Origin of the sequence: Duganella sp. CF517, assembly GCF_900110275.1 — a bacterium.
In the GTDB taxonomy this organism is placed as follows: domain Bacteria; phylum Pseudomonadota; class Gammaproteobacteria; order Burkholderiales; family Burkholderiaceae_D; genus Rugamonas.
The window spans coordinates 566109-587849 of the sequence record NZ_FODC01000005.1 but is presented as its reverse complement, the minus strand read 5'-3'; the positions used below and the strand labels follow the sequence as shown (position 1 = coordinate 587849).

The window sequence follows — 21741 nt, the reverse complement described above, 5'->3', positions numbered from 1 at the left end:
ATCGATCCTGTTACACACTATGCATATTCATATTCTCGGTATTTGCGGCACCTTCATGGGCGGCCTGGCGGTCCTGGCGAAAGAGGCGGGCCACCGCGTGACCGGCTGCGACGCCAACGTTTATCCGCCGATGAGCACCCAGCTGGAAGCCCAGGGCATAGAACTGATACAGGGCTTCGGCCCCGAGCAGACCGCGCTCAATCCCGACCTGTACGTGATCGGCAACGTGGTCTCGCGCGGCAATCCGCTGATCGAAGAGATTCTCAATCGCGGCCTGCCGTACGTGTCCGGCCCGCAGTGGATGGGCGAACATATATTAAGGGACCGCTGGGTGCTGGCCGTGGCCGGTACGCACGGCAAGACCACCACCTCGGCCATGCTGACCTGGATACTGGAAGACGCCGGCTACGCGCCCGGCTTCCTGATCGGCGGCGTGCCGCTGAACTTCGGCGTCTCCGCCCGGGTGCAGGGTGATAAAGAGTCGATCTTCTTCGTCATCGAGGCCGACGAGTACGACACCGCTTTCTTCGACAAGCGCAGCAAGTTCGTCCACTACCACGCCAAGACCGCGATCCTGAACAACCTGGAATACGATCACGCCGACATCTTCCCCGACCTGGGCGCCATCGAGACGCAGTTCCATCACCTGGTGCGCACCGTGCCCGGCATCGGCCGCGTCATCTACAACGGCGACGAGGCCTCGCTGCAGCGCGTGCTCAAGCGCGGTTGCTGGAGCGAGAAGGAAAGCTTCGGCCACAATGACGGCGCCGAATGGGCGATGAACGAATACGATGACGGCACATTCGACGTCATTTTCGGCGGCGAAACCGTCGGCAAGGTCGAGTGGAACCTGACCGGCAAGCACAACCGCGCCAACGCGCTGGCCGCGATCGCCGCCGCCCGCCACGTCGGCGTGCCGGTGGCGCAGGCGGCCAAGTCGCTGGCCACGTTCGAGAACGTCAAGCGCCGCATGGAAGTGCGCGGCACCGTCAACAACATCACCGTGTTCGACGACTTCGCCCACCACCCGACCGCGATCGCCACCACCGTCGGCGGCCTGCGCCAAAAGATCGGCAAGACCGCGCGCATCCTGGCCGTGCTCGAGCCGCGCTCGAACACGATGAAGCTGGGCGCGATGAAGGATGCATTGCCGGGCAGCCTGGGCGACGCCGACCTGGTGTTCGGCTTCGGCAGCGAAAAGTCGCTGGGCTGGAGCCTGGGCGACGCGCTCGCGCCGCTGGGCGAGATCGCCAGCGCCTACGAGGACATCGACGCGCTGGTGGCGGCCATCGCCAAGGCGGCCCGGCCGGGCGACCAGGTCATTGTGATGAGCAATGGCGGCTTCGGCGGCGTGCACGCTAAAATCCTGGAAGCGCTGGCGCGATGATTCTTTACCTGCACGGATTCCGCTCGTCGCCGAAGTCGATGAAGGGGCGCGTGATCAGCGAGCGGATGGCCGAACTGGGTCTGTCGGACCAGCTGGTCTGCCCGCAGCTGCCGGCCTCGCCGAAGCTGGCGATGGAATTGGCGCTCTCTTTAATAGAGGGCGTGCCGGCCGAGGAGTTGAGCATTATCGGCTCCTCGCTGGGCGGCTACTACGCCACCTGGCTGGCCGAGCGCATCGGTTGCCGCGCCGTGTTGCTCAATCCAGCCATCGTGCCGTTGCAGGATCTGGACAAGCATGTCGGCGTGACAACGCAATTCCACTCCGACGAGCCGTTCGAGTTCAAGCGTGAATATATCGACGAACTGCGCGCGCTGGCGGTCGATCCGATCACCCGGCCCGCGCGCTATTTCCTGATCGCCGCCACCGGCGACGAAGTGCTGGACTATCGCGACATGGTCAAGCATTATGCGGGCGCGCGCCAGCACGTGATCGACGGCAGCGACCACGGCATTTCCGAGTTTCCCGAGTATGTGGATGCGGTGCTGGCGTTTTGCGGCATCGAGGCCGGCCGTTGAGAGTGTTGTCCTCGCCGAGCCGTGGCGCTTCCCTGCGACAGACCCAATGGCAGCCGCATGTGCTGGCCCTGAACGCGCCGCCGTCCCTGCGCCCATGGTTGACGGCCGGCGGTTCGCTGACCGCCAGACTGAAGGACCACAGCCAGACTTTCCGCGTGCAGTGCCTGCACCAGCGCGTCGCCCGCTGCCTGTCCGACGAGGCCGCCGTGATCGGCCTGCACCGGCCCGGCCGCGTGTGGGAGAGGGAAGTGTTGCTGCGGTGTGATAATAGGCCGGTGGTGTTCGCGCACACGGTGGTGCCGATGTCGGCCACGGCGGCCGATTGGCCTTTATTTAGCGCGCTGGGCGAGCGCTCGCTGGGGACGACCTTGTTTGGCGACCCGCAAGTGCGGCGCGGCGTTTTGGAATTTGCAAGATTGCGGGAAGGGCATCCATTGGCGCAGCGCGCCGCGGCCGCCCTGTTCCGCGAGAACGAGGCGCCTTTGCAAGAGCGCATATTATATGCACGGCGCTGTTTATATCGGCGCCGCCGGGGTACTCTGCTGGTCACGGAAGTGTTTCTGCCTGCCGTGCTGGACCTGAAACAACAGCGCAGTCATAACGAATAAACAACGAACAGAAGCGAGCAATGAATCTATTTTTCGAAGAATCCGGCGATTTCAAGGTCGGGACCATGATGTCGCAAGCGGGCGAGGCCTATCAGGTGGAGATGGCCAGCGGCAAGCGCAGCAAGGTCAAGATCAAGGACGTGCTGCTGCAGTACGAGAAGCCGTCGCCGACGGATTTGATGGAACAGGCGAAGGCGGTTGCCGCCGAGATCGACCTCGACTTCCTGTGGGAAGTGGCCGGCGAGGAGGAGTTCGGCTTCGCCGAGCTGGGCGCCGAGTACTTCGGCCACGCGCCGCTGCCGGCCGAGGCGGCGGGCCTGATCCTGAGCCTGCACTCCGCGCCGATCTATTTCTACAAGAAGGGCCGTGGCCGCTACAAGGCCGCGCCGGAGCAATCCCTGCGCGCGGCGCAGGCCGGTATCGAGAAAAAGAAACAGCAAGCGCTGATCCAGGCCCAGTATGTCGAGGAGCTGAAGGCCAACAAGTTGCCGGAATCGATGAAAAACATCGTCATGCAACTGCTGTTCAAGCCCGACAAGAATTCGATCGAATACAAGGCGATGGAAGCGGCTTGCAATGAATTGCACACCAATCCGCAGCGTTTGATGCTCGCGGCCGGTGGCGTGGAGTCGCCCAAGGCGCTGCACATGGCCAAGTTCCTGTTCGAGAGCTTCCCGCGCGGCGCCGGCTTCCCGGACGTGCCGGTGCCGGTGGCGCCGACCAAGCTGCCGCAGGCCGACGTCAAGGCGTTCTCGATCGATGACGTCACCACCACCGAAATCGACGATGCCTTCTCGGTCACCAGGCTGGCCGACGGCAACGTCAAGATCGGCATCCACATCGCCGCGCCGGGCCTGGGCATCAAGCCCGACGACGCGGTCGACAAGATGGCGCGCGCGCGCATGTCCACCGTGTACATGCCGGGCGATAAGATCACCATGCTGCCGGATTCGATCGTCGAGGCGTTCACCCTGGCCGAAGGCAAGACCTGCCCGGCGCTGTCGCTGTACGCGACCCTGAACCCGGCCGACTGGTCGGTGGTCGCCACCGAGACGCGCGCCGAGATGGTGCCGATCGCAAGCAATCTGCGCCACAACGACCTGGACGACCTGGTCAACGAGGAAACCCTGGCCAGCGGCGAGGGCGACTACGCCCACAAGGAAGAACTGGGCCTGATCTGGAAGTGGGCGCAGGTGCTGGAGGCGGCGCGCATGGTCAAGCGCGAAGGCTTCGGCCTCAAGCCGGAACAGAACAACCGCGTCGATTTCAACTTCTACGTCGAGAACGATATCGTCACCGTCAGCCGCCGCAAGCGCGGCGCGCCGCTGGACAAGATCGTCGCCGAACTGATGATCTTCGCCAACAGCACTTGGGGCAAGCTGATGCACGACCACGGCGTGCCGGGCATCTACCGCAGCCAGGGCCAGGGCGTCGGCGGCTGGGCCGCCAAGATGCAGGTGCGCATGGTCACGCATGCCGCGCCGCACCAGGGCCTGGGCGTCGATCAATACGCGTGGAGCACGTCGCCGCTGCGCCGCTATACCGATCTGGTCAACCAGTGGCAGATCCTCGCGTGCGCCGAGCACGGCGTGACGGCGCCGCTGGTGGCGCCGTTCAAGCCGAAGGATTCGGAACTGTTCGCCATCGTGTCGCAGTTCGACGCGGCCTACGCCGCCTATGGCGACCACCAGTCGAACATGGAGCGCTACTGGTGCCTGCGTTGGCTGGGCCAGGAAAACGCCCGCCAGGTCGAAGCGGTCGTGCTCAAGGACGAGGTGCTGCGCCTGGTCGACATTCCGCTGATCATCCGCCTGCCGGGCATGCCGTCGGTGGCGCGCGGCGCGCAGGTCAAGATCGACATCCTGCGTTGGGACGAGGTCGACCTGTCGATCGAAGCGCGCATCCTGGAAATTCCGACCACCGACGCGGTGGCCGCCGATGCCGAGCTGGACTACGAGGAAGAGGAGGCGATTCCCGCCGGCGACGCCAACGACCCCGAAGCAGCCGAGGAAAACACGGCCGAAGCAAGCGCGGCAGCGGAAGCGGCGGCAACGAGCGGGCCGCCGGCCGCATGATGTTCAATCCGCGCGCCAAGATCAGCGTCGTGCCCCTGTACGGCGAAGAAAACCTGGTCATCGTCGACGACTTGCTGCTGGAACCGCGCAAAATGATCGAACTGGCCGGCCGCGCGCGCGCGGAATTCAGCGATGCCGACCACAACTACTTTCCCGGCCCGGAACTGAACCTGGCGCCGGAAATGACCCAGGCCTTCGACCAGTTCGTGGTCCAGCATGTGCGCAAGCCGCTCGGCGCGCGCCGCACCACGATGCTGGCAACGCGGCTGGCCTTGGCCACGCTGCAGCCGCCGCAGTTGCGCAATTTGCAGCGCGTCTGTCACTTCGACACCGTTCCCCAGCCCAACCGGGAAGGCACCGGCGCCATGGTGCTGTATCTGTTTGAGGACCCGCGCCTGGGTGGCACCGGCTTCTTCCGGCAAACCTGCTCGGCGTCCGAGTTCGAGCACATGGTGTTGCAATCGAGCGTACTGGATCGCCAGGCGTTTACCGAGCTGACCGGCGCCGGCGACGGCTACGCGGTGGCCTCGGACCGCTACTTTGAAAAGGTCTACACCGCGCAGCCGGCGTTCAACCGGGCCATCTTCTACCACGGCACGGTGCTGCACAGCGCCGACATCCACAGTCCCGCGCTGCTGCGCGACGACGTGCATACGGGGCGGTTGACCGTCAACGCCTTCTTCAACTTGCGCCGCAACGCCGCCTGATGAGGGTGGTAAATCGGTTAAAATCAGCTACCGCCTTGGCGCATCGCCTTGAACCGACGAAACTGAAGCCCGCCGCGTGAAATCCTTCAAAGAAAACCGCTTCCTGTACATCGCCATCGGCATCTCGGTGGCCGCGCACGCCGCCATGCTGGCGGTGCGCTTTGTCGCCCCGACGCCGGCGCCGGTCAAGCCCACCGATCCCGGCCTGGAAGTCATCCTCGTCAACGCCAAGCACAGCAAAGCACCGCTGAAAGCCGAAGCACTGGCCCAGGCCAACCTGGACGGCGGCGGCAACGTCGACAAGGGCCGCTCCAAGTCGCCGCTGCCGGACATGCGCAAGACCGAAGACGGCGAAAGCATCAAGGCCTCCAAGCGCCGCATCGCCGAGCTCGAGGAACGCCAGCGCAACCTGCTGACGCGCGTGGCCAAGCCCGATCCGTTCAACGCGCCGCCGGTGACCGAGAAAGCCGCGCCCGATCCGTTGCCGAGCGGCGCCGACCTGCTCGACTCGAGCAAGGCCATCGCCCGCCGCGCCGCCGAGATCAGCGAAACCATCGAAGACCAGAACAAGCGGCCGAAGAAAACCTTCATCACGCCGAGCACGCGCGGGGTTGGCTACGCGATGTACTACAAATCGCTGCAAAAGCGGATCGAAGATATCGGTACGCTGAACTTCCCGCAGAAAAACGGGCGCAAGCTGTACGGCCAGCTGGTGCTGTCGATCCCGGTTTTCCAGGACGGCACGATTTACGAAAAGGAGGGCGGCATCAAGGTCGACCGCAGCTCCGGCAACGCCGCGCTGGACGACGCCGCCATGAATATCGTGCGCCGCGCGGCGCCGTTCGGCAAATTCCCGCCGAACATGCTGTCGGCCGACAAGGACGATCTGTGGGTGATCGTCACGACGTTCAAATTTACCCGCGATGACAAACTACAAGCCGACATGAGCGGCGGAGGACGATGACGATGGATCGCTATTGCGTGTTCGGCAACCCGATTGCCCATAGCAAATCGCCCGAGATACATGCGGCCTACGCGGCCCAGACCGGTCAAGCGCTGCACTACGAAAAACGGCTGGCGCCGCTGGACGGCTTCGCCGCCGCCGTGCACGCCTTCATCGCCGAAGGCGGCAAAGGCGCCAACGTCACCGTGCCGTTCAAGCTCGAAGCGGTCAAGGTCGCCAACGCGCTGACGATACGCGCGCAGGCGGCCGGCGCCGTCAATACCTTGCACTTCACCGAGGATGGCATCATCGGCGACAACACCGACGGCGCCGGCCTGGTGGCGGACATCGTCGGCAACGCCGGCGTGGCGATCACCGGCAAGCGCGTGCTGCTGCTGGGCGCGGGCGGGGCGGCGCGCGGCGTCGTGCTGCCGATCCTGGAGCATCGTCCGGCGCAGCTGGTCATCGCCAACCGCACCGTGGCCACCGCCCTCGCGCTGGCCGAACAGTTCGCCGCGCTGGGCGGCGAGGGCGTGGTGTCGGGCTGCGGTTTCGCCGACATCGACGGCGGATTCGACATCGTCATCAACGCCACCGCCGCCAGCCTGGGCGCCGAGGTGCCGCCGGTGTCGCCTTCGGTGTTCGCGCCGGGCGCGCTAGCTTTCGACATGATGTATGCGAAGTCCCCCACCGTATTTTTGCAGTTCGCCGCCCAACACGGCGCACGGCTGCGCGACGGCCTGGGCATGCTGGTGGAGCAGGCCGCCGAGGCGTTCAGCGTCTGGCGCGGCGTGCATCCGGCCACCGGCGACGTGCTGCAACGCCTGCGCGAGCAGCTATGAGCGCCGCCAAGGGTGGCCGCAAGTTCGCCTGGGTGAAGTGGATCTTCATCCTGCCGGTGCTGTTGTTCGCGGCGGTGCAGCTGTATTTCTTCCTGCAGATCTGGTGGTGGATCGACCACAATCCGTCGCGCACCAGCTTCATGCGCCAGCAGGAGTCGGCGCTGCGCGAGAAAAATCCCAAGGCCGAAATCAAGCAGGTCTGGGTGCCGTACAACCGCATCTCGAAGAATCTTAAACGCGCCATCATCGCCTCGGAGGACGCCAATTTCTCCGAGCACCAGGGCGTGGACTGGGAGGCGCTGCAAAAGGCCTACGAGAAGAACACCAAGAAGAGCAAGGTGGTGGCGGGCGGTTCGACCATCACGCAGCAGCTGGCCAAGAACCTGTTCCTGTCCGGCTCGCGCAGCTACCTGCGCAAGGGCCAGGAGCTGATCATCACCTATATGCTGGAAACGCTGATGGAAAAAGAGCGCATCTTCGAGATCTACCTGAACGTGGTGGAGTTCGGCAGGGGCATCTTCGGCGCCGAGGCGGCGGCGCAGCATTATTACCGCGTCAGCGCGGCCAACCTGGGCGCCTCGCAAGCGGCCAAGCTGGCCGTGATGCTGCCCAATCCGCGCTTCTACGACACGCACCGCGACTCCGGCTATCTGGCGCGGCGCACCGGCGTCATCCTGCGCCGCATGGGATCGGCGGAGTTACCATAGCGGTTGAACCCGCGCGGAGATATCGGTATGCAAAAACGGCAACACGGTTTCGGACTCATCCAGGTGGCGATCGTCATGGCCTCGCTGGCGGCGGTGGCGATGGCGTTGTTGATGTCGGCGCGGCACGAGCGTAATTTTTTCACCGAAGGGCTGGCCCGGCTGACCGGCAAGCCGCCGGCGGCGCCGGGCGCGGCCAACGCCAACGGTCACGCCGTCGTCGCGCCGCCGGCGCCGGCCGGCGTGCTGCGCAAATGCGTGATCGACGGCAAAACCGTGCTGTCCGATGTCGACTGCAAGGATGGCAAAGTGGTCAAATCCCTCGACACGCGCGGCATCGAGGCGCCGAAACCGCCCAAGCCCGACCCGGCCGAGTCCGGCCCGCGGTCGGCAACCGATAAAATGATTGAAAAAGCGACCCGATAGGGCGAAAAACCGTGTGGCAGGCTGGCCTCGGCAGGGGCTTTGCGGGTACACTTGCGCTGTTTCCAGAAGGCTCGCGTACCCATGATCAATGTTTTCGTTCTCCAGAATGGCCGACTCAACCAGGTGCCCATCGACAGCCGCTCGGACCTGGAACAGGTTGAGCCGGTCTGGGTCGACCTGACCGACCCGACGGACGACGAACGCGCATGGGTCAAGGCCATCTACGGCGTGACCTTGCCGGGCGAGGACGAAGTCAAGGACATCGAAGCGTCGGCCCGTTATTACGAAGCGGAAAACGGCGACTTGCACTTGCGCACCGACTTCCTGCTGGAAGAGGAGGACGGCCCGTCGCGCATCGTCACGGTCGCCTTCATCCTGGCGCGCAAGATGCTGTTCTCGGTCCACACCGACGACTTGCCGGTGTTCCGCCTGGTGCGCATGCGCGCCCGCTCGCGGCCCGGTTCGATCGCCGACTACATGGACGTGCTGCTCGACCTGTACGCCACCGACGCCGAATATTCGGCCGACGCGCTCGAGGGCATTTATCAGAATCTGGAAGAGGTCAGTGGCCGCGTGCTGCAGGAACAGTTCACCGACCAGGACGCGGCCGCCGCGCTGAACTCCATCGCCCACGAGGAAGACTTGAACGGCCGCATCCGCCGCAACATGATGGATACGCGGCGCGCCGTCAGCTTCTTGATGCGCGGACGCTTGCTCAATTCCGAGCAGTTCGAAGAGGCGCGCCAGATTCTGCGCGACATCGAATCGCTGGACGGCCACACGTCCTTCCTGTTCGACAAGATCAACTTCCTGATGGACGCCACCGTCGGCTTCATCAATATTAACCAGAACAAGATCATCAAGATCTTCTCGGTGGCCAGCGTGGCCTTCCTGCCGCCCACCCTGATCGCCTCGATCTACGGCATGAACTTCAAGCGCTGGTTCCCGGAATTGGATTGGGCGTTCGGCTATCCGTTCGCGCTGATACTGATGGTCACCAGCGCCATCGCGCCGTTCTGGTACTTCCGCCGGCGCGGCTGGCTGAAGTAATTTGTCCCGGCGCGCGCCGTCACGTTGACGGCGCTACCGCTCACTTCGTGTCCGAATGTCAGACTTGACCCCGGGCTAGCCGCGCGCCAGGCGCAGGCTTGGACGGGCGCTCGCCCTGCCAGCCTTGATGTGCGGCTGGGCCGCGGCAATGTGACTGCGATCGCCGTCCAGCTTGAACTGGCCGACCAGGCCGGCCAGGCCGGCCGACTGCTCCTGCAGTTGCTGGGCCGCCGCCGATGCTTCCTCCACCAGCGCCATGTTTTGTTGCGTCATGCCGTCCATCTCGCCGATGGCGCTGCCCACTTCGCCGATGCCCTGGCTCTGCTCGGCGCTGGCGGTGCTGATCTCGCCCATGATCTCGGTCACGCGCTTGACGCTGTCGACCACCGCGTGCATCGTCGTGCCGGCCTTGAGCACCAGTTCCGACCCGGTGCCGACCTTGGTGACGGAGTCGTCGATCAGCGCCTTGATTTCCTTGGCGGCGGAGGCCGAGCGCTGGGCCAGGTTGCGCACCTCGGTGGCCACCACGGCGAAGCCGCGGCCCTGTTCGCCGGCACGGGCCGCTTCGACGGCGGCGTTCAACGCCAGGATGTTGGTCTGGAAGGCGATGCCGTCGATGACCGAAATAATGTCGACGATCTTCTTCGACGATTCGTTGATCGAGGCCATGGTGTCGGTCACTTGCTGCATCACTGCGCCGCCATCCTCCGACACCGACGAGGCGGTCTGCGCGAGGGTGTTGGCTTGCTGGGCGTTGCTGGCGTTCTGTTTGACGGTCGAGGTCAGCTCTTCCATCGCGGTGGCGACCTTCTCCAGCGACGACGCTTGCGTGGCGGTGCGCGACGACAGGTCCTCGTTGCCGTGGGCGATCTCGGCCGAGGCGCTGGCGATCGCGTCCGTCCCCTGGCGCACCTGGCCGACGATGGATGCCAGGCTGTCACGCATGGTCTTGATCGCGTGCAGCAGGCTGTGGTGGTCGCCGTCCTTGAGGTCGACGATGACGGCCAGGTCGCCCTCGGCGATCTGGTTGGCGATCTCGGCCGCGTAGGCCGGCTCGCCGCCCAGCTGCTTGAGCAGCAAGCGCCTGATCTGGCGGGCGATCAGCACGCTCAGCACGAAGGCGACGATGGTGAGCGTGATGGCCCAGCTCCGCACGGTTGCCGCGCGGCTTTCGGACAGCTCGGCGGCGGCGGCGGCCTCCTGTTGCGTGGCCTTCACCAGCACCGCGATGTCGGTGACGATCTGGCGGCGCAGCGGGCTGCATTCGGTGACCAGGAATTTGCCGAACGCCTCCATCTGCTGGGCCTCGCGCAGTTTGCGCGGCTGCTTCAGCGCCTCGGCCATCGCCAGCAGGCCGGACTTGACCTTGCCGAACTGGGCGTTACCGCCGTAGGCCGGCGTCATTTTCTCGACGGCGGCCAGATACAGCGCCTTTTGTTCGTCGACGATCGCCAGTTCCCTGGCGGCTTGGGCGTCGTCGTTGAAAATGAAGGCGTTGCGCGCGGCCAGGCCGGTCTGCGCCAGCGCCTCGCGCGCCGCGTACAGCGGTTCGAGGTGCTGTTCATTGATACGGTCCTGCTGCTTGAAGGCGGCCGCGATCGACGACACGCCGACGATGGCGACGGCGGCCAGGATCAGCATGAAGGCGGTCAGCATGCCGAATCCCAACCTGAGCTGGGTACCGATTTTGAGTTTTTTCAGTGCGTTCATTGTATTTTCCCGAACATATAGAGGTCTCCACAACATCCGGCGCAACGCTGGCTAGGGAAACGAAACCGCAAGGCGGCGATAAGTGGTTTGGTGGCGGTCGCGGGAGCTGGGCGGGGCCGACGGATTTGCTGCTGTTTATCTGGTTGCTACCAAAGTGCTGGGCGCGCCGGCGGGGGCGGGGCGGCGCGCCTCGTGCGATCCTTAGCGCGGAGCGCGGCGCTGAATTTCTTCCGATGCCAACGCCGCCAGTTCGCGCAGCGAGCGCACTTCGCGGTCCCTGAGCTTGCGCGGTTCCCGGTCCAGGATGCACAGCGTGCCCAGCGGATGGTTGCCGCCGTCGAGCAGCGGAAACGCGGCGTAAAAACGAATATGGGGTTCGCCGGTGACCAGCGGGTTGTCGTGGAAGCGGGGATCGCGGGTCGCGTCCTCCACCACGAACAGGCCTTTTTGCAGGATCGCATGGCTGCAGAACGCCCAGTCGCGCGGCGTTTCGCTGGCGTCGATGCCGACGCGCGACTTGAACCACTGGCGGCGCGACGTCAATAAACTGATCAGTGCCATCGGCGAATCGGTGACCTGGCTCGCCAGCCACGTCAGGCGGTCGAATACCGACTCGGCCGGCGTGTCGACCAGCCGCGCCGCGTCGAGCGCCAGCAGGCGCTCGGCTTCGTCGTGCGCGACCGGGTACGGCGGCGCGGCGGCCGGCAGGAATTCGACGCCGCTGGCGGCGCGCTCGTTGGGCTTGGCGGCGCCGGCCGGCGCGCCATCGCCGTTGCGCTGCTCCATCAGGCGCCGCACCGCGCTCAGGCGCACGCGGCGGTGGCCGCCCGGCGTCTTCCACGACGGGATCGCGCCGTTCTCGATCCACAGCTGGGCCGTACTGACGGCCACGCCCAGCAATTCGGCGGTGGCGCGCGTGGTCAGGACTGAGTCTTTGCTATGGGGCATCGTTCGGCTTTCGGTGGGGGCGTCGGTCAATGCAGGGATTGTACTTAATTTCCATACGGAAATATAGGAAAATGACGAAAATGATTGCTTAGTTGGTTATTGGCAACGAAATGGTGGCGATTTATGACGATGTACGCGGGCGCCGGCGGTGGGCGGCCCGCCGGCCGTCAAATTCGTCATTTGTGAAATTTCCGTGTTCTGCGATAGCGCGTTCACCGTTGTTCAACTTTCACAACCGTAATAAAGGTGACATCCGTTTCCTTTAGAATGGCCGCCAGTCTCACTTTCCGGCCATAAGTCATGAACAAGAAACGCCAATTTTTCCCCCGCCAGGTGGTCGAGGCCGGCGGCAACCGCTGGGATTGGGCGCTGCTGCCCGTCGTGCTGGCGGTGTTCGTGCTGCTGGCCTACGGCGGCCAGCAGATGGCGCGGCCGTACGAGCTGGGCCAGGCGCTGCCGCTGTCGCTGGACCCGGTCAACCTGCCGTACTACCTGCTGCGCACCACCTTGCGCATGTTCATCGCGCTGGGCGCGTCGGTGGTGTTCGCCTGCGTGTTCGCCGCGCTGACCACCAAATACAAGCTGGCCGAAAAGGTGCTGGTGCCGCTGCTCGACATCCTGCAGTCGATCCCCATCCTCGGCTTCCTGTCGATCACGGTGACGGCTTTTATCGCGCTGTTCCCCGGCAACCTGCTGGGCGTCGAATGCGCGGCGATCTTCGCCATCTTCACGTCGCAGGCGTGGAACATGGCGTTCTCCGCCTACCAGGGCTTCCGCAACGTGCCGGCCGAATTGTCGGAGGCGGCCAGCGTGTTCCAGCTGTCGGGCTGGCAGCGCTTCTGGCGCCTGGAGCTGCCGTTCGCCATGCCCGGCCTGTTGTGGAACATGATGATGTCGATGTCCGGCGGCTGGTTCTTCGTGGTGGCGTCGGAGGCGATCTCGGTGTCCAACCAGAACATCAAGCTGCCCGGCATCGGCTCGTACATCGCGCTGGCGATCGAGCGCAGCGACCTTGGCGCGATGGGCTGGGCGGTGTTCGCCATGCTGATCGCGGTGCTGATGTACGACCAGCTGTTCTTCCGGCCGTTGCTGGCGTGGGCCGACAAGTTCCGCTTCGAGGAAACCGGCGGCGACACGGCCCAGCAATCGTGGCTGCTCACGTGGCTGCGCCGCACCGAGCGCACGCAGGCGCTGGTGGCGTGGTGCGGCGACCTGCTGTCGCGCTCCATCGCGCTGTTCCGCCTCGGACACGACGGCACCTCGATCCGCGCGCGCCGCCACACGCGGGCGCGCGGCGCGCAGCGGGTGTGGGACGCGGTGATCGCCGCCGTCGTGTTCTACGCCTTGTGGACCCTGGGTCATTTCATCAGCACGGAGGTCGGCTGGAGCGAGGTCGGACATGTGTTCGTGCTGGGGCTTTACACCTTGCTGCGCGTGGTGCTGCTGCTGGCGCTGGCGGCGCTGATCTGGGTGCCGGTCGGCGTCTGGATCGGCATGAACCCGCGCTGGGCCTCGCGCACGCAGGCGGTGGCGCAGTTCCTGGCCGCGTTCCCGGCCAACCTGGTGTTCCCGGTGGCGGTGATCCTGATCATGCGCTTCCATCTGAACCCGGACATCTGGCTGTCGCCGCTGATGATCCTCGGCACCCAGTGGTACCTGCTATTCAACGTGATCGCCGGCGCCTCGACGATACCGACCGAGCTGCGTCACGCGGCGCAGAATTTCGGCCTGGCCGGCTGGCTCAAATGGCGGCGCTATCTGCTGCCGGCGATCTTCCCCAGCTTCGTCACCGGCGCCATCACGGCGTCGGGCGGTTCGTGGAACGCCAGCATCGTGGCCGAATACGTCAGCTGGGGCAGCACCACCGTCAAGGCGCATGGGCTGGGCAGCTACATCGCCGAGATGACCGCCAGCGGCGATTTTCCGCGCATCGCGCTGGGCATCGGGGTGATGTGCATCTTCGTCATGGGCTTCAACCACTTCGTCTGGCGCCGCCTGTACACGCTGGCCGAAAGCCGGCTGCATTTCTAGCCGCATTTTTTGTATTGGGTCCATCATGAGCACACCTATCGTCGAATTGAAATCGGTCGGCAAACACTTCCGCGCCGCCGACGGCTCCGCGCGCGCGGTGCTGCAGGGCGTCGACTTCACGCTGCACGAGGGCGAGATCGTCGCGCTGCTGGGGCAGTCCGGCTCCGGCAAATCGACCATGCTGCGCATCATGGCGGGCTTGATTCCCGCCGACGACGGCCGGGTGCTGTATCGCGGCATGCCGCTGTACGGCACGGCGCGGGGCATCCGCATGGTGTTCCAGTCGTTCGCGCTGTTCCCGTGGCTGACGGTGCAGAAGAATGTCGAGCTGGGGCTGGAGGCGCAGGGCATGCCGGCGGCCGAGCGCGCGCAGCGCGCCGGGAAGGTGATCGATTTGATCGGCCTGTCGGGCTTCGAGGGCGCGCTGCCGCGCGAGCTGTCCGGCGGCATGCGCCAGCGGGTCGGCATCGCCCGCGCGCTGGTGATGGAGCCGGAGGTGCTGCTGATGGACGAGGCGTTTTCGGCGCTGGACGTGCTGACCGGCGAGCGCCTGCGCGAGGAGATCCTGGAGCTGTGGCAGTCGGGGCGGATTCCGACCAAGGCGATCCTGGTCGTCTCGCACAACATCGAGGAGGCGGTGATGATGGCCGACCGCGTGCTGATTTTCGCCAGCGATCCGGGGCGGGTGCGCGCCGAGCTGCCGATATCGCTGCCGCAGCCGCGCAAGGCCGAGGGGGCGGAGGTGCGCCACCTGATCGACCAGGTGTACGAGTTGATGACGGCGGGGGCGGGGCGGCGCGGCTTGATCAGCGAGAAGGAGGTCAAGCTGCAACTGGGCGACCGTCTGCCGCAGGCCAACATCGCGCACATGGAGGGGATACTGGAGCTGCTGGCCGAGGAGCCGTTCTCGGGGCGGGCCGATTTGCCGCAGCTGGCCGAGGAGACCGAATTGACCGACGCCGAGCTGCTGGAGGTGCTCAACGCCTTGATTTTATTGGGGTTCGCTTATCTGACCAACGGCGATATCCTGTTGACGGAGCTGGGCGGGCGCTACGCGGTGGCCGCCAACGCCGAGCGGCAGGCGATGTTCGGGGCGCAGTTGTTGGAGCATGTGCCGCTGGTGGCGTACATCTGCCATGGGCTCAAGCAGGACAAGTCGGGGGATTTGCCGGAGGAGTTGTTCCTCAAGCTGCTGCGCTTCACCCTCAGCGACGAGGAGGCCGAGCGCGCGTTGCGCGTGGCGATCGAGTGGGGGCGCTACGGCGATCTGTTCGAGTACAACTTCAATACGGGCGTCATCGAAACATGACGCCCTTGGTCCGGGGTTAAGACCGCGAATCAGCCCGCGAGCTTCTTGAACACCCGGCCCGCCGCCGCGATGGTCTCGTCGATCACTGCGTCGCTGTGCTGCGCCGAGACGAACCCCGCCTCGAACGCGGCCGGCGCGAAATACACGCCCTCGTCCAGCATCGCGTGGAAGAAGGTGTTGAAGCGCGCGCGGTCGCCGGCCATCATCTCGGCGTAGTTGTTCGGCGGCGTCTCGCTGAAATACAAACCGAACATCCCGCCCACCGAATCGGCGCAGAACACCACGCCGGCCGCCTTGGCCGCCGCCGTCAATCCCGCCGCCAGGCGCGCCGCCGTGGCGCTCAATTTTTCGTAGAACCCCGGCTCCTGGATGATCCGCAAGGTCGTCATCCCGGCCGCCACCGCCACCGGATTGCCCGACAAGGTGCCGGCCTGGTAGACGGCGCCCAGCGGCGCCATGTTGCCCATCAACTCGGCGCTGCCGCCGAAGGCCGCCACCGGCAGGCCGCCGCCGATCACCTTGCCCAGCGCCGTCAGATCGGGCTTGATGCCGTACAGTTCTTGCGCGCCGCCCAGCGCCACGCGGAAGCCGCACATCACTTCGTCGAAGATCAGCACCGAGCCGTGCTTGGTGCACAGCGCGCGCATGGTCCGCAGGAAGGCCTCGCTGGCCTTGATCAGATTCATATTGCCGGCCACCGGTTCGACGATGACGCAGGCGATGTCGTCGCCGAACGAGGCGAACGCCCCCTCCAGCTGTTCGACGTCGTTATAGTCCAGCACCAGCGTGTGCTTGACGAAGTCCTCCGGCACGCCGGCCGACGTCGGATTGCCGAAGGTGAGCAGGCCGCTGCCCGCCTTCACCAGCAGCGAATCGGCGTGGCCGTGGTAGCAGCCCTCGAACTTGACGATCTTGTCGCGCCCCGTGGCGCCGCGCGCCAGGCGCAGCGCGCTCATGGTCGCCTCGGTGCCCGACGAGACCAGCCGCACCTGCTCGATCGACGGCACCAGGCGGCAGATCTCCTCGGCCATCAGCACTTCGCCCTCGGTCGGCGCGCCGAACGACAGGCCGCGCGCGGCCGCCTCCTGCACCGCCTTGACCACCGCCGGATGGGCGTGGCCGACGATGGCCGGGCCCCACGAGCCGATGTAGTCGATATAGCGCTTGTCGTCGGCGTCCCAGAAGTACGGGCCTTCGGCGCGGGTGATGAAGCGCGGCGTGCCGCCGACGGAACGGAAGGCGCGCACCGGCGAGTTGACGCCGCCCGGCGTGGTTTTCTGGGCGCGGGCAAACAGGGTATCGTTGTTCGAGGTGTTGTTCGAGATCGTGGTCATGTTGGCATCTTCAGTGTCAGGTGTGTGGACGGCGCGCGAGGGTGGCCGGATTACTGCATGTCGGCGGCCGTGGTCAGCAAATGGAAAAAGCGGTTGGGCACGAACTTGCCCATGCCGTAGCGCTGCGCGTGCGCCAGCGCGCCGACGGTGTATTCCTGCGCCGCCGCCACCGCTTCGGGCACGTCGGCGCCGCGCGCCATGAAGGCGGTGATCGCCGCCGACAAGGTGCCGCCGGCGCCGAGGAAGGGCCCCGGAAGGTGCTGCCAGGCGTCGTGGCTGACCATGCCATCGGCGCCGAACAGCGTGTTGGCCAGGATGTTGGGCGAGCTCGGATCGCCCTGCGGCGTGCCGGCGGCGGTGCCGGTGACGAGCACGAATTCGCAGCCCAACGCCAGCAAATGCTCGACGTCCGATTCGAGCGTGTCCTCGGCGCCTTCGCGCCAGGTCTCAGCCAGCCGGCCCAGTTCCACCAGCGACAGCATCAGCAGGGTCGCCTGCGGCACCAGCAGCTGGCGCACGGCGGTGAGCAGTTCCTCGGCGTCGTCGTCGGGCAGGTCGGGCAGGCGGGAACTGAACGGATCGAGGATCAGCGGCGCGTCCGGATAGTCCGACAGGATCTCGGCGATCGCCGCCACCTGCTCGATGTTGGTCAGCGCCCCGACCTTGAAGGCGGCCATGGTCATGTCCTCCAGGACCACGCGGGCCTGGTCGGAAACCCAGTCCGGATCGATTTCCTGCACGTCCTCGACGCGCGCGCTGTCGCCGATCAGCAACGCGGTGGTGACCGCCAGTCCGGTGCAGGAGAGGGCCGAAAAAGCCGCCAGGTCGGCCTGGACGCCCATCGCGCCAGCCGGATCGGCAGCGCCGAAGCTTAATATGAGAGGAGAAGTTTGGTTTTGCACGGCTGGTAGATTAAGATACCTAATTCAGCATTTTACTTGATTGAAGGGTGGCAGAACGTGAGTAGCAATGAAACAACGCAGGAGTTCCAGACCTGGATGTGCCTGATCTGTGGCTGGATCTACGACGAGCAGGCCGGACTCCCGGACGAAGGCATCGCCCCCGGCACCCGCTGGGCCGACGTGCCGATGAACTGGAGCTGCCCGGAATGCGGCGCGCGCAAGGACGATTTCGAGATGGTCGCCATCTGACACAAGCCGGCGCGGGCGGTTGTATCCGGCCGCCCGGCGCCAGCAAGGCGCGCCGGCCGCTCCGCCTATGCTATCGTGTAGCATCAATCAAGCGATTCGATTATGACGACCACGCCGCAAGCCAATGTGACCGATTCGGCCCTGAAAATCATGGTGATCGACGATAGCAGCACGATACGCCGGTCGGCCGAGATCTTCCTGAGCCAGGCCGGCTATCGGGTGGTGCTGGCCGAAGACGGCTTCGACGCCCTGGCCAAGATCAACGACCACCACCCGGCGCTGGTGTTTTGCGACATCCTGATGCCGCGCCTGGACGGCTACCAGACCTGCGCCCTGATTAAAAAAAGCGCGAAATTCCATGCCACGCCGGTGCTGATGCTATCGTCCAAGGACGGTCTGTTCGACCGCGCGCGCGGCGCGATGGTCGGTTCGGCCGCCTATCTGACCAAACCTTTTACCAAGGACAGCCTGCTGGCCGCCGTGCGCGAGCACACCGGCGGCGCGTCCGTCCCGTCACCAGAATAAGAAAGCCACAGAGGCAATTATGGCCATACACCGCATTTTGATCGTCGACGATTCGCCCACCGAACGTTACTACCTGACCGATATCCTGGTGCGCAACGGCTTTTCGGTGTCCGTGGCCGAAAACGGCGAGGAGGCGCTGGTCAAGATCAAGGCCGACAAGCCGCAGCTGATCCTGATGGACGTCGTCATGCCCGGAGCGAACGGCTTCCAGGTCACCCGTTCGATCGCCCGCGACCCGGCGCTGCAGGATGTGCCGGTGATAATCTGCTCCAGCAAAAACCAGGAGACCGACCGTATCTGGGGCATGCGCCAGGGTGCGCGCGACTACCTGGTCAAGCCGGTCGACGCGGCCGACCTGCTGGCCAAAATCGCCGCGCTCGACGTCCAGGCGGGCAATGCCGGCCCGGCCGGCCAAGACTAAGCGATGGACAACCGCGCGCCAGACAGCGCCGCCGACGGCGCCGCCGCGCCGGCCGGCACGGAACGCCGCAGCCGCCTGCGCCAGTATCAGGTGCAACTGCTCGAGCGCATGCAGGCCGCCAAGACCGGGGCCAACGTCGGCGGGCGCGAATTGGGTGTGCTGATCGGCGGCCGTCCGTGCCTGCTGGACCTGACGCAGATCGGCGAGATCGTGCCGCCGCAGCCGGTGACGCCGGTGCCGTTGACGCGCGACTGGTATCAAGGCCTGGCCAATATACGCGGCAACCTGACCGGGGTTATCGACCTGGCGCGCTACCAGTGGCAGGGCGACGGCGCCGACGACACCACGGTGTCGGAGCGCCGCTTCATCACCTTCGCGCCGGGATTGGGCTTTAACTGCGCGCTGCTGGCCGGGCGCGTGCTGGGGCTGCGCAAGCTGGCGGACATGCAAGCGGCGCCGCCCGCCGACGGCGCGCCGGCGTGGTGCGGCCACCAATTCGACGACGCCGAGGGCCGAAGCTGGACCCGGATCGACCTGGCGCAGCTGGTGCGCGAGCCCGCTTTTCTGCAGGTGGGCTACTGATGCACGTACACTGCGGGTGATGGGGACCAAACTGGCAGGGGCGGGCCGCACCGCCGGTCGCATAATTTAATCCGGAGAGGGTGGAATGGCTTTCAAGATGGGTAGTTTTTCGAATGGCAACCGGAATGCCGACCAGGACCTGACAGCGAATTCGGAATTCGGCGAGGCCGGCGATTCGCAGTTCATGCATGCCGCCGCCGCAACCGAAAACGCCGCCGCCGATGCCGCCACCGACGGCGGCGCGCCGCTGCGCCTGCGCGATGCGCTGGGCCGTCTCGGCACCCGCGTGGCGCCCGCCGAAACCGCGGCCGGCTTCAAACTGCCGCTGATCGGCCATCTGCCCGCGCAGCGCCAACTGAGTATTTTGTCGACGGCGCTGGCCGTGAGCCTTGGCGCGAGCGCGGTGTTCGTCGCGCTCAACACCATCCACAGCGCCAACCGCTCGGCCCAAACCCAGGTCGCCAGCGACGCGTTGATGCATTCCCAGCGCATCGGCAAAGCGGCGCCGAACGCGGTGCAGGGTAGCGCCGAAGGCTTCCGCCAGCTGGAGGAAAGCCGCAAGGAACTCAATAACGACATCCGGCTGATGACGCGCGGCGGCACCTATCAGGGGCGCGAAATCGGCGAACCGCGCGCCGACCTGGCGCCGGTGGTGGTGGCGGCGAGCAAACAGTGGAGCGCCACCGACATCGCCGCCGACACCATCCTGACGCTCAAGGGCGACTTGAGCGGCGTCGACAAGACGCTGCAAAAACTCAACACGATGTCGCCGGACCTGCTGGCGCGCACCGAGGAAATCACCGCCATCAAGCTGCAGCGCGGCGGTACGGGGCGCGAGCTGGCGGCCCTGGGCGGGTTGTCGATGCTGACCCAGCGCATGAGCCGTGGCGCCAGCGAGTTCCTCACGGCCGGCGGCATCAGCTCGGAGACGGCGTTCCAGCTGGGGCGCGACACGACCGTGTTCCGCAACACGGTCGACGGTTTCCTCAACGGCAGCGCGCCGCTGGGCATCGCCGCCGTGCGCGACGCGGACCTGCGCGAGAAGTTCACCGCGCTCAAAGGCGACTTCGAGGAATATCAAAAGCTGGTGACGGCGATCCTCAACAAGCTGGATAAATTCAGCGCCGCGAAAACCGCCGAGCAGCTGATCTTCAATGACAACGAGGCCTTGCGCCAACGACTGTCGGTGCTGCAGCAGGCCTACCGCGAAGACCAGGACTCGCTCGGGCCGACGTTCTGGCTGATGGTGGCCGGCGGTTTGCTCACGCTGATCATAGCGGCGGCCATCGGCCGCGTGCTGCTGATGGATTCCCACAACCGCACGCGCGGCGCCGACCGCCGCCGCCGGGAGGCGGAGGCGATGCGCCAGCAATCGCAGCGCAAGGAGGAGGAAGCCAAGGCCATGAACGACCAGAACCAGGCGGCGATCCTGCGCCTGATGAACGAGCTGCAGGAAGTGGCCGACGGCGACCTGACGGTGCAAGCCACCGTGTCCGAGGACATCACCGGCGCGATCGCCGACTCGGTCAACTACACGGTCGAAGAATTGCGCGGGCTGGTGGGGCGGGTGACCGCGACCGCCGAACAGGTGACCAAGGCGTCGACGCACGCGCAAACGATCGCCAGCAATCTGCTGCAGGCGTCGCAGCGGCAGTCGCGCGAGATCCAGGACGCCAGCGCCACCGTGGCCAAGATGGCCAACGAGATCACCGACGTGTCGCGCTCGGCCAGCGAATCGGCCGACGTCGCGCGCCAGTCGGTGGCGGCGGCGCAGCAAGGGTCGACGGCGGTGGAAAACGCCATCAAGGGCATGCACGAGATCCGCGAGCAGATCCAGGACACCTCCAAGCGCATCAAGCGGCTGGGTGAATCGTCGCAGGAGATCGGCGAGATCACCGAGCTCATTTCCGACATCACCGAACAGACCAACGTGCTGGCGCTGAACGCGGCGATCCAGGCCGCGTCGGCCGGCGAGGCGGGGCGCGGCTTCTCGGTCGTGGCGGAGGAGGTGCAGCGGCTGGCGGAGCGCTCGGCCGAAGCGGCCAAGCAGATCGGCGCGCTGGTGCGCACCATCCAGACGGACACCCACGACGCGGTGGCGGCGATGGAAAAGTCGACCCAGGGCGTGGTCGAAGGCGCGCGTTTGTCCGACGCGGCCGGCGCGGCGCTGAACGACATCTCGCAGGTGTCGAACCGGCTGGCCGAGCTCATTTCCGGCATTTCGCTCGCCACCGGCCAGCAGGCGACATCGGCCAACGGCGTGGCGCACAACATCCAGCACATCCTCACGGTGACCGAGCAGACGCAGGACGGCACGCAGCAAACCGCGCAATCGATCCATAAACTGTCCGTGCTGGCGCAGGAATTGAAAAACTCGGTGGCGCGATTCCGTATCGCGTCCTGAACGCACGCT

Annotated in this window: 21 protein-coding genes; 17 read left to right on the top strand and 4 right to left on the bottom strand. The window is 65.7% G+C overall.

Annotation, left to right across the window (positions count from 1 at the left end; all coding sequences use genetic code 11):
- The first annotated feature begins 19 nt into the window (after positions 1 to 19).
- From mpl to corA, 10 genes are all read left to right on the top strand, one after another.
- The gene (mpl, locus tag BMX85_RS21925; protein WP_090323689.1) at positions 20 to 1387 is read left to right on the top strand and encodes a UDP-N-acetylmuramate:L-alanyl-gamma-D-glutamyl-meso-diaminopimelate ligase; all 1368 of its coding nucleotides are present in this window, start codon (positions 20 to 22) and stop codon (positions 1385 to 1387) included.
- On the top strand, positions 1384 to 1962 hold the full coding sequence (locus BMX85_RS21920; RefSeq protein ID WP_090323687.1) for a YqiA/YcfP family alpha/beta fold hydrolase: 579 nt from the start codon (positions 1384 to 1386) through the stop codon (positions 1960 to 1962). Before mpl ends, BMX85_RS21920 begins: the two co-directional genes overlap by 4 nt.
- Before the next feature lie 5 nt (positions 1963 to 1967).
- Positions 1968 to 2570 (top strand): chorismate--pyruvate lyase family protein, encoded by a 603-nt coding sequence (locus BMX85_RS21915; protein WP_090323896.1) that lies wholly within the window; start codon positions 1968 to 1970, stop codon positions 2568 to 2570.
- Positions 2571 to 2590: 20 nt separating this feature from the next.
- Positions 2591 to 4645: a ribonuclease catalytic domain-containing protein gene (locus BMX85_RS21910; RefSeq protein ID WP_090323685.1), complete on the top strand. Its 2055-nt coding sequence runs from the start codon at positions 2591 to 2593 to the stop codon at positions 4643 to 4645.
- Complete coding sequence (locus tag BMX85_RS21905) at positions 4642 to 5352, top strand: DUF6445 family protein (RefSeq protein ID WP_090323683.1); 711 nt, start codon at positions 4642 to 4644, stop codon at positions 5350 to 5352. Before BMX85_RS21910 ends, BMX85_RS21905 begins: the two co-directional genes overlap by 4 nt.
- 76 nt (positions 5353 to 5428) lie before the next feature.
- On the top strand, positions 5429 to 6316 hold the full coding sequence (locus BMX85_RS21900) for a TonB family protein (protein WP_090323680.1): 888 nt from the start codon (positions 5429 to 5431) through the stop codon (positions 6314 to 6316).
- Between the two features lie 2 nt (positions 6317 to 6318).
- Positions 6319 to 7137 carry a shikimate dehydrogenase gene (gene aroE / locus BMX85_RS21895; RefSeq protein WP_090323678.1) on the top strand — a complete coding sequence of 273 codons (819 nt, stop codon included), beginning with the start codon at positions 6319 to 6321 and terminating at the stop codon, positions 7135 to 7137.
- A complete protein-coding gene (mtgA, locus tag BMX85_RS21890) occupies positions 7134 to 7844 on the top strand; it encodes a monofunctional biosynthetic peptidoglycan transglycosylase (protein WP_090323676.1) in 711 nt (236 codons plus the stop codon). The genes aroE and mtgA overlap by 4 nt, the downstream gene beginning before the upstream one ends.
- A gap of 27 nt (positions 7845 to 7871) precedes the next feature.
- On the top strand, positions 7872 to 8267 hold the full coding sequence (locus BMX85_RS21885) for a hypothetical protein (RefSeq protein ID WP_090323674.1): 396 nt from the start codon (positions 7872 to 7874) through the stop codon (positions 8265 to 8267).
- Between the two features lie 81 nt (positions 8268 to 8348).
- Entirely contained in the window at positions 8349 to 9317 is a 969-nt protein-coding gene (gene corA / locus BMX85_RS21880) for a magnesium/cobalt transporter CorA (protein ID WP_090323671.1), read from the top strand.
- 75 nt (positions 9318 to 9392) lie between these two features.
- Here the strand turns inward: corA and BMX85_RS21875 are convergent, their stop codons facing one another.
- Together BMX85_RS21875 and BMX85_RS21870 are read right to left on the bottom strand one after the other, a co-directional pair.
- The gene (locus BMX85_RS21875) at positions 9393 to 11027 is read right to left on the bottom strand and encodes a methyl-accepting chemotaxis protein (protein WP_090323669.1); all 1635 of its coding nucleotides are present in this window, start codon (positions 11025 to 11027) and stop codon (positions 9393 to 9395) included.
- A gap of 201 nt (positions 11028 to 11228) precedes the next feature.
- Positions 11229 to 11975: a GAF domain-containing protein gene (locus BMX85_RS21870; protein WP_090323666.1), complete on the bottom strand. Its 747-nt coding sequence runs from the start codon at positions 11973 to 11975 to the stop codon at positions 11229 to 11231.
- Between the two features lie 300 nt (positions 11976 to 12275).
- Here BMX85_RS21870 and BMX85_RS21865 point away from each other — a divergent pair, with 300 nt between their 5' ends.
- Together BMX85_RS21865 and BMX85_RS21860 are read left to right on the top strand one after the other, a co-directional pair.
- Positions 12276 to 14006 (top strand): ABC transporter permease, encoded by a 1731-nt coding sequence (locus tag BMX85_RS21865; protein ID WP_090323663.1) that lies wholly within the window; start codon positions 12276 to 12278, stop codon positions 14004 to 14006.
- Positions 14007 to 14031: 25 nt separating this feature from the next.
- Positions 14032 to 15315 (top strand): ABC transporter ATP-binding protein, encoded by a 1284-nt coding sequence (locus BMX85_RS21860; protein ID WP_090323661.1) that lies wholly within the window; start codon positions 14032 to 14034, stop codon positions 15313 to 15315.
- A 29-nt stretch (positions 15316 to 15344) separates the two neighbouring features.
- Here BMX85_RS21860 and hemL read toward each other — a convergent pair whose 3' ends face one another.
- Together hemL and BMX85_RS21850 are read right to left on the bottom strand one after the other, a co-directional pair.
- Complete coding sequence (gene hemL / locus BMX85_RS21855) at positions 15345 to 16649, bottom strand: glutamate-1-semialdehyde 2,1-aminomutase (RefSeq protein WP_090323658.1); 1305 nt, start codon at positions 16647 to 16649, stop codon at positions 15345 to 15347.
- Between the two features lie 50 nt (positions 16650 to 16699).
- On the bottom strand, positions 16700 to 17551 hold the full coding sequence (locus BMX85_RS21850; RefSeq protein ID WP_090323656.1) for a bifunctional hydroxymethylpyrimidine kinase/phosphomethylpyrimidine kinase: 852 nt from the start codon (positions 17549 to 17551) through the stop codon (positions 16700 to 16702).
- A 57-nt stretch (positions 17552 to 17608) separates the two neighbouring features.
- Here BMX85_RS21850 and BMX85_RS21845 point away from each other — a divergent pair, with 57 nt between their 5' ends.
- The 5 genes from BMX85_RS21845 (at position 17609) to BMX85_RS21825 (ending at position 21732) form a co-directional block, all read left to right on the top strand.
- Complete coding sequence (locus BMX85_RS21845; RefSeq protein ID WP_301547057.1) at positions 17609 to 17800, top strand: rubredoxin; 192 nt, start codon at positions 17609 to 17611, stop codon at positions 17798 to 17800.
- Positions 17801 to 17902: 102 nt separating this feature from the next.
- Positions 17903 to 18325 carry a response regulator gene (locus tag BMX85_RS21840; protein ID WP_090323653.1) on the top strand — a complete coding sequence of 141 codons (423 nt, stop codon included), beginning with the start codon at positions 17903 to 17905 and terminating at the stop codon, positions 18323 to 18325.
- Between the two features lie 19 nt (positions 18326 to 18344).
- Positions 18345 to 18746 carry a response regulator transcription factor gene (locus BMX85_RS21835; RefSeq protein WP_090323651.1) on the top strand — a complete coding sequence of 134 codons (402 nt, stop codon included), beginning with the start codon at positions 18345 to 18347 and terminating at the stop codon, positions 18744 to 18746.
- 3 nt (positions 18747 to 18749) lie between these two features.
- Positions 18750 to 19328 (top strand): chemotaxis protein CheW, encoded by a 579-nt coding sequence (locus tag BMX85_RS21830; RefSeq protein ID WP_090323649.1) that lies wholly within the window; start codon positions 18750 to 18752, stop codon positions 19326 to 19328.
- An 85-nt stretch (positions 19329 to 19413) separates the two neighbouring features.
- A complete protein-coding gene (locus tag BMX85_RS21825) occupies positions 19414 to 21732 on the top strand; it encodes a methyl-accepting chemotaxis protein (RefSeq protein WP_090323646.1) in 2319 nt (772 codons plus the stop codon).
- The last annotated feature ends 9 nt before the right edge of the window (positions 21733 to 21741 follow it).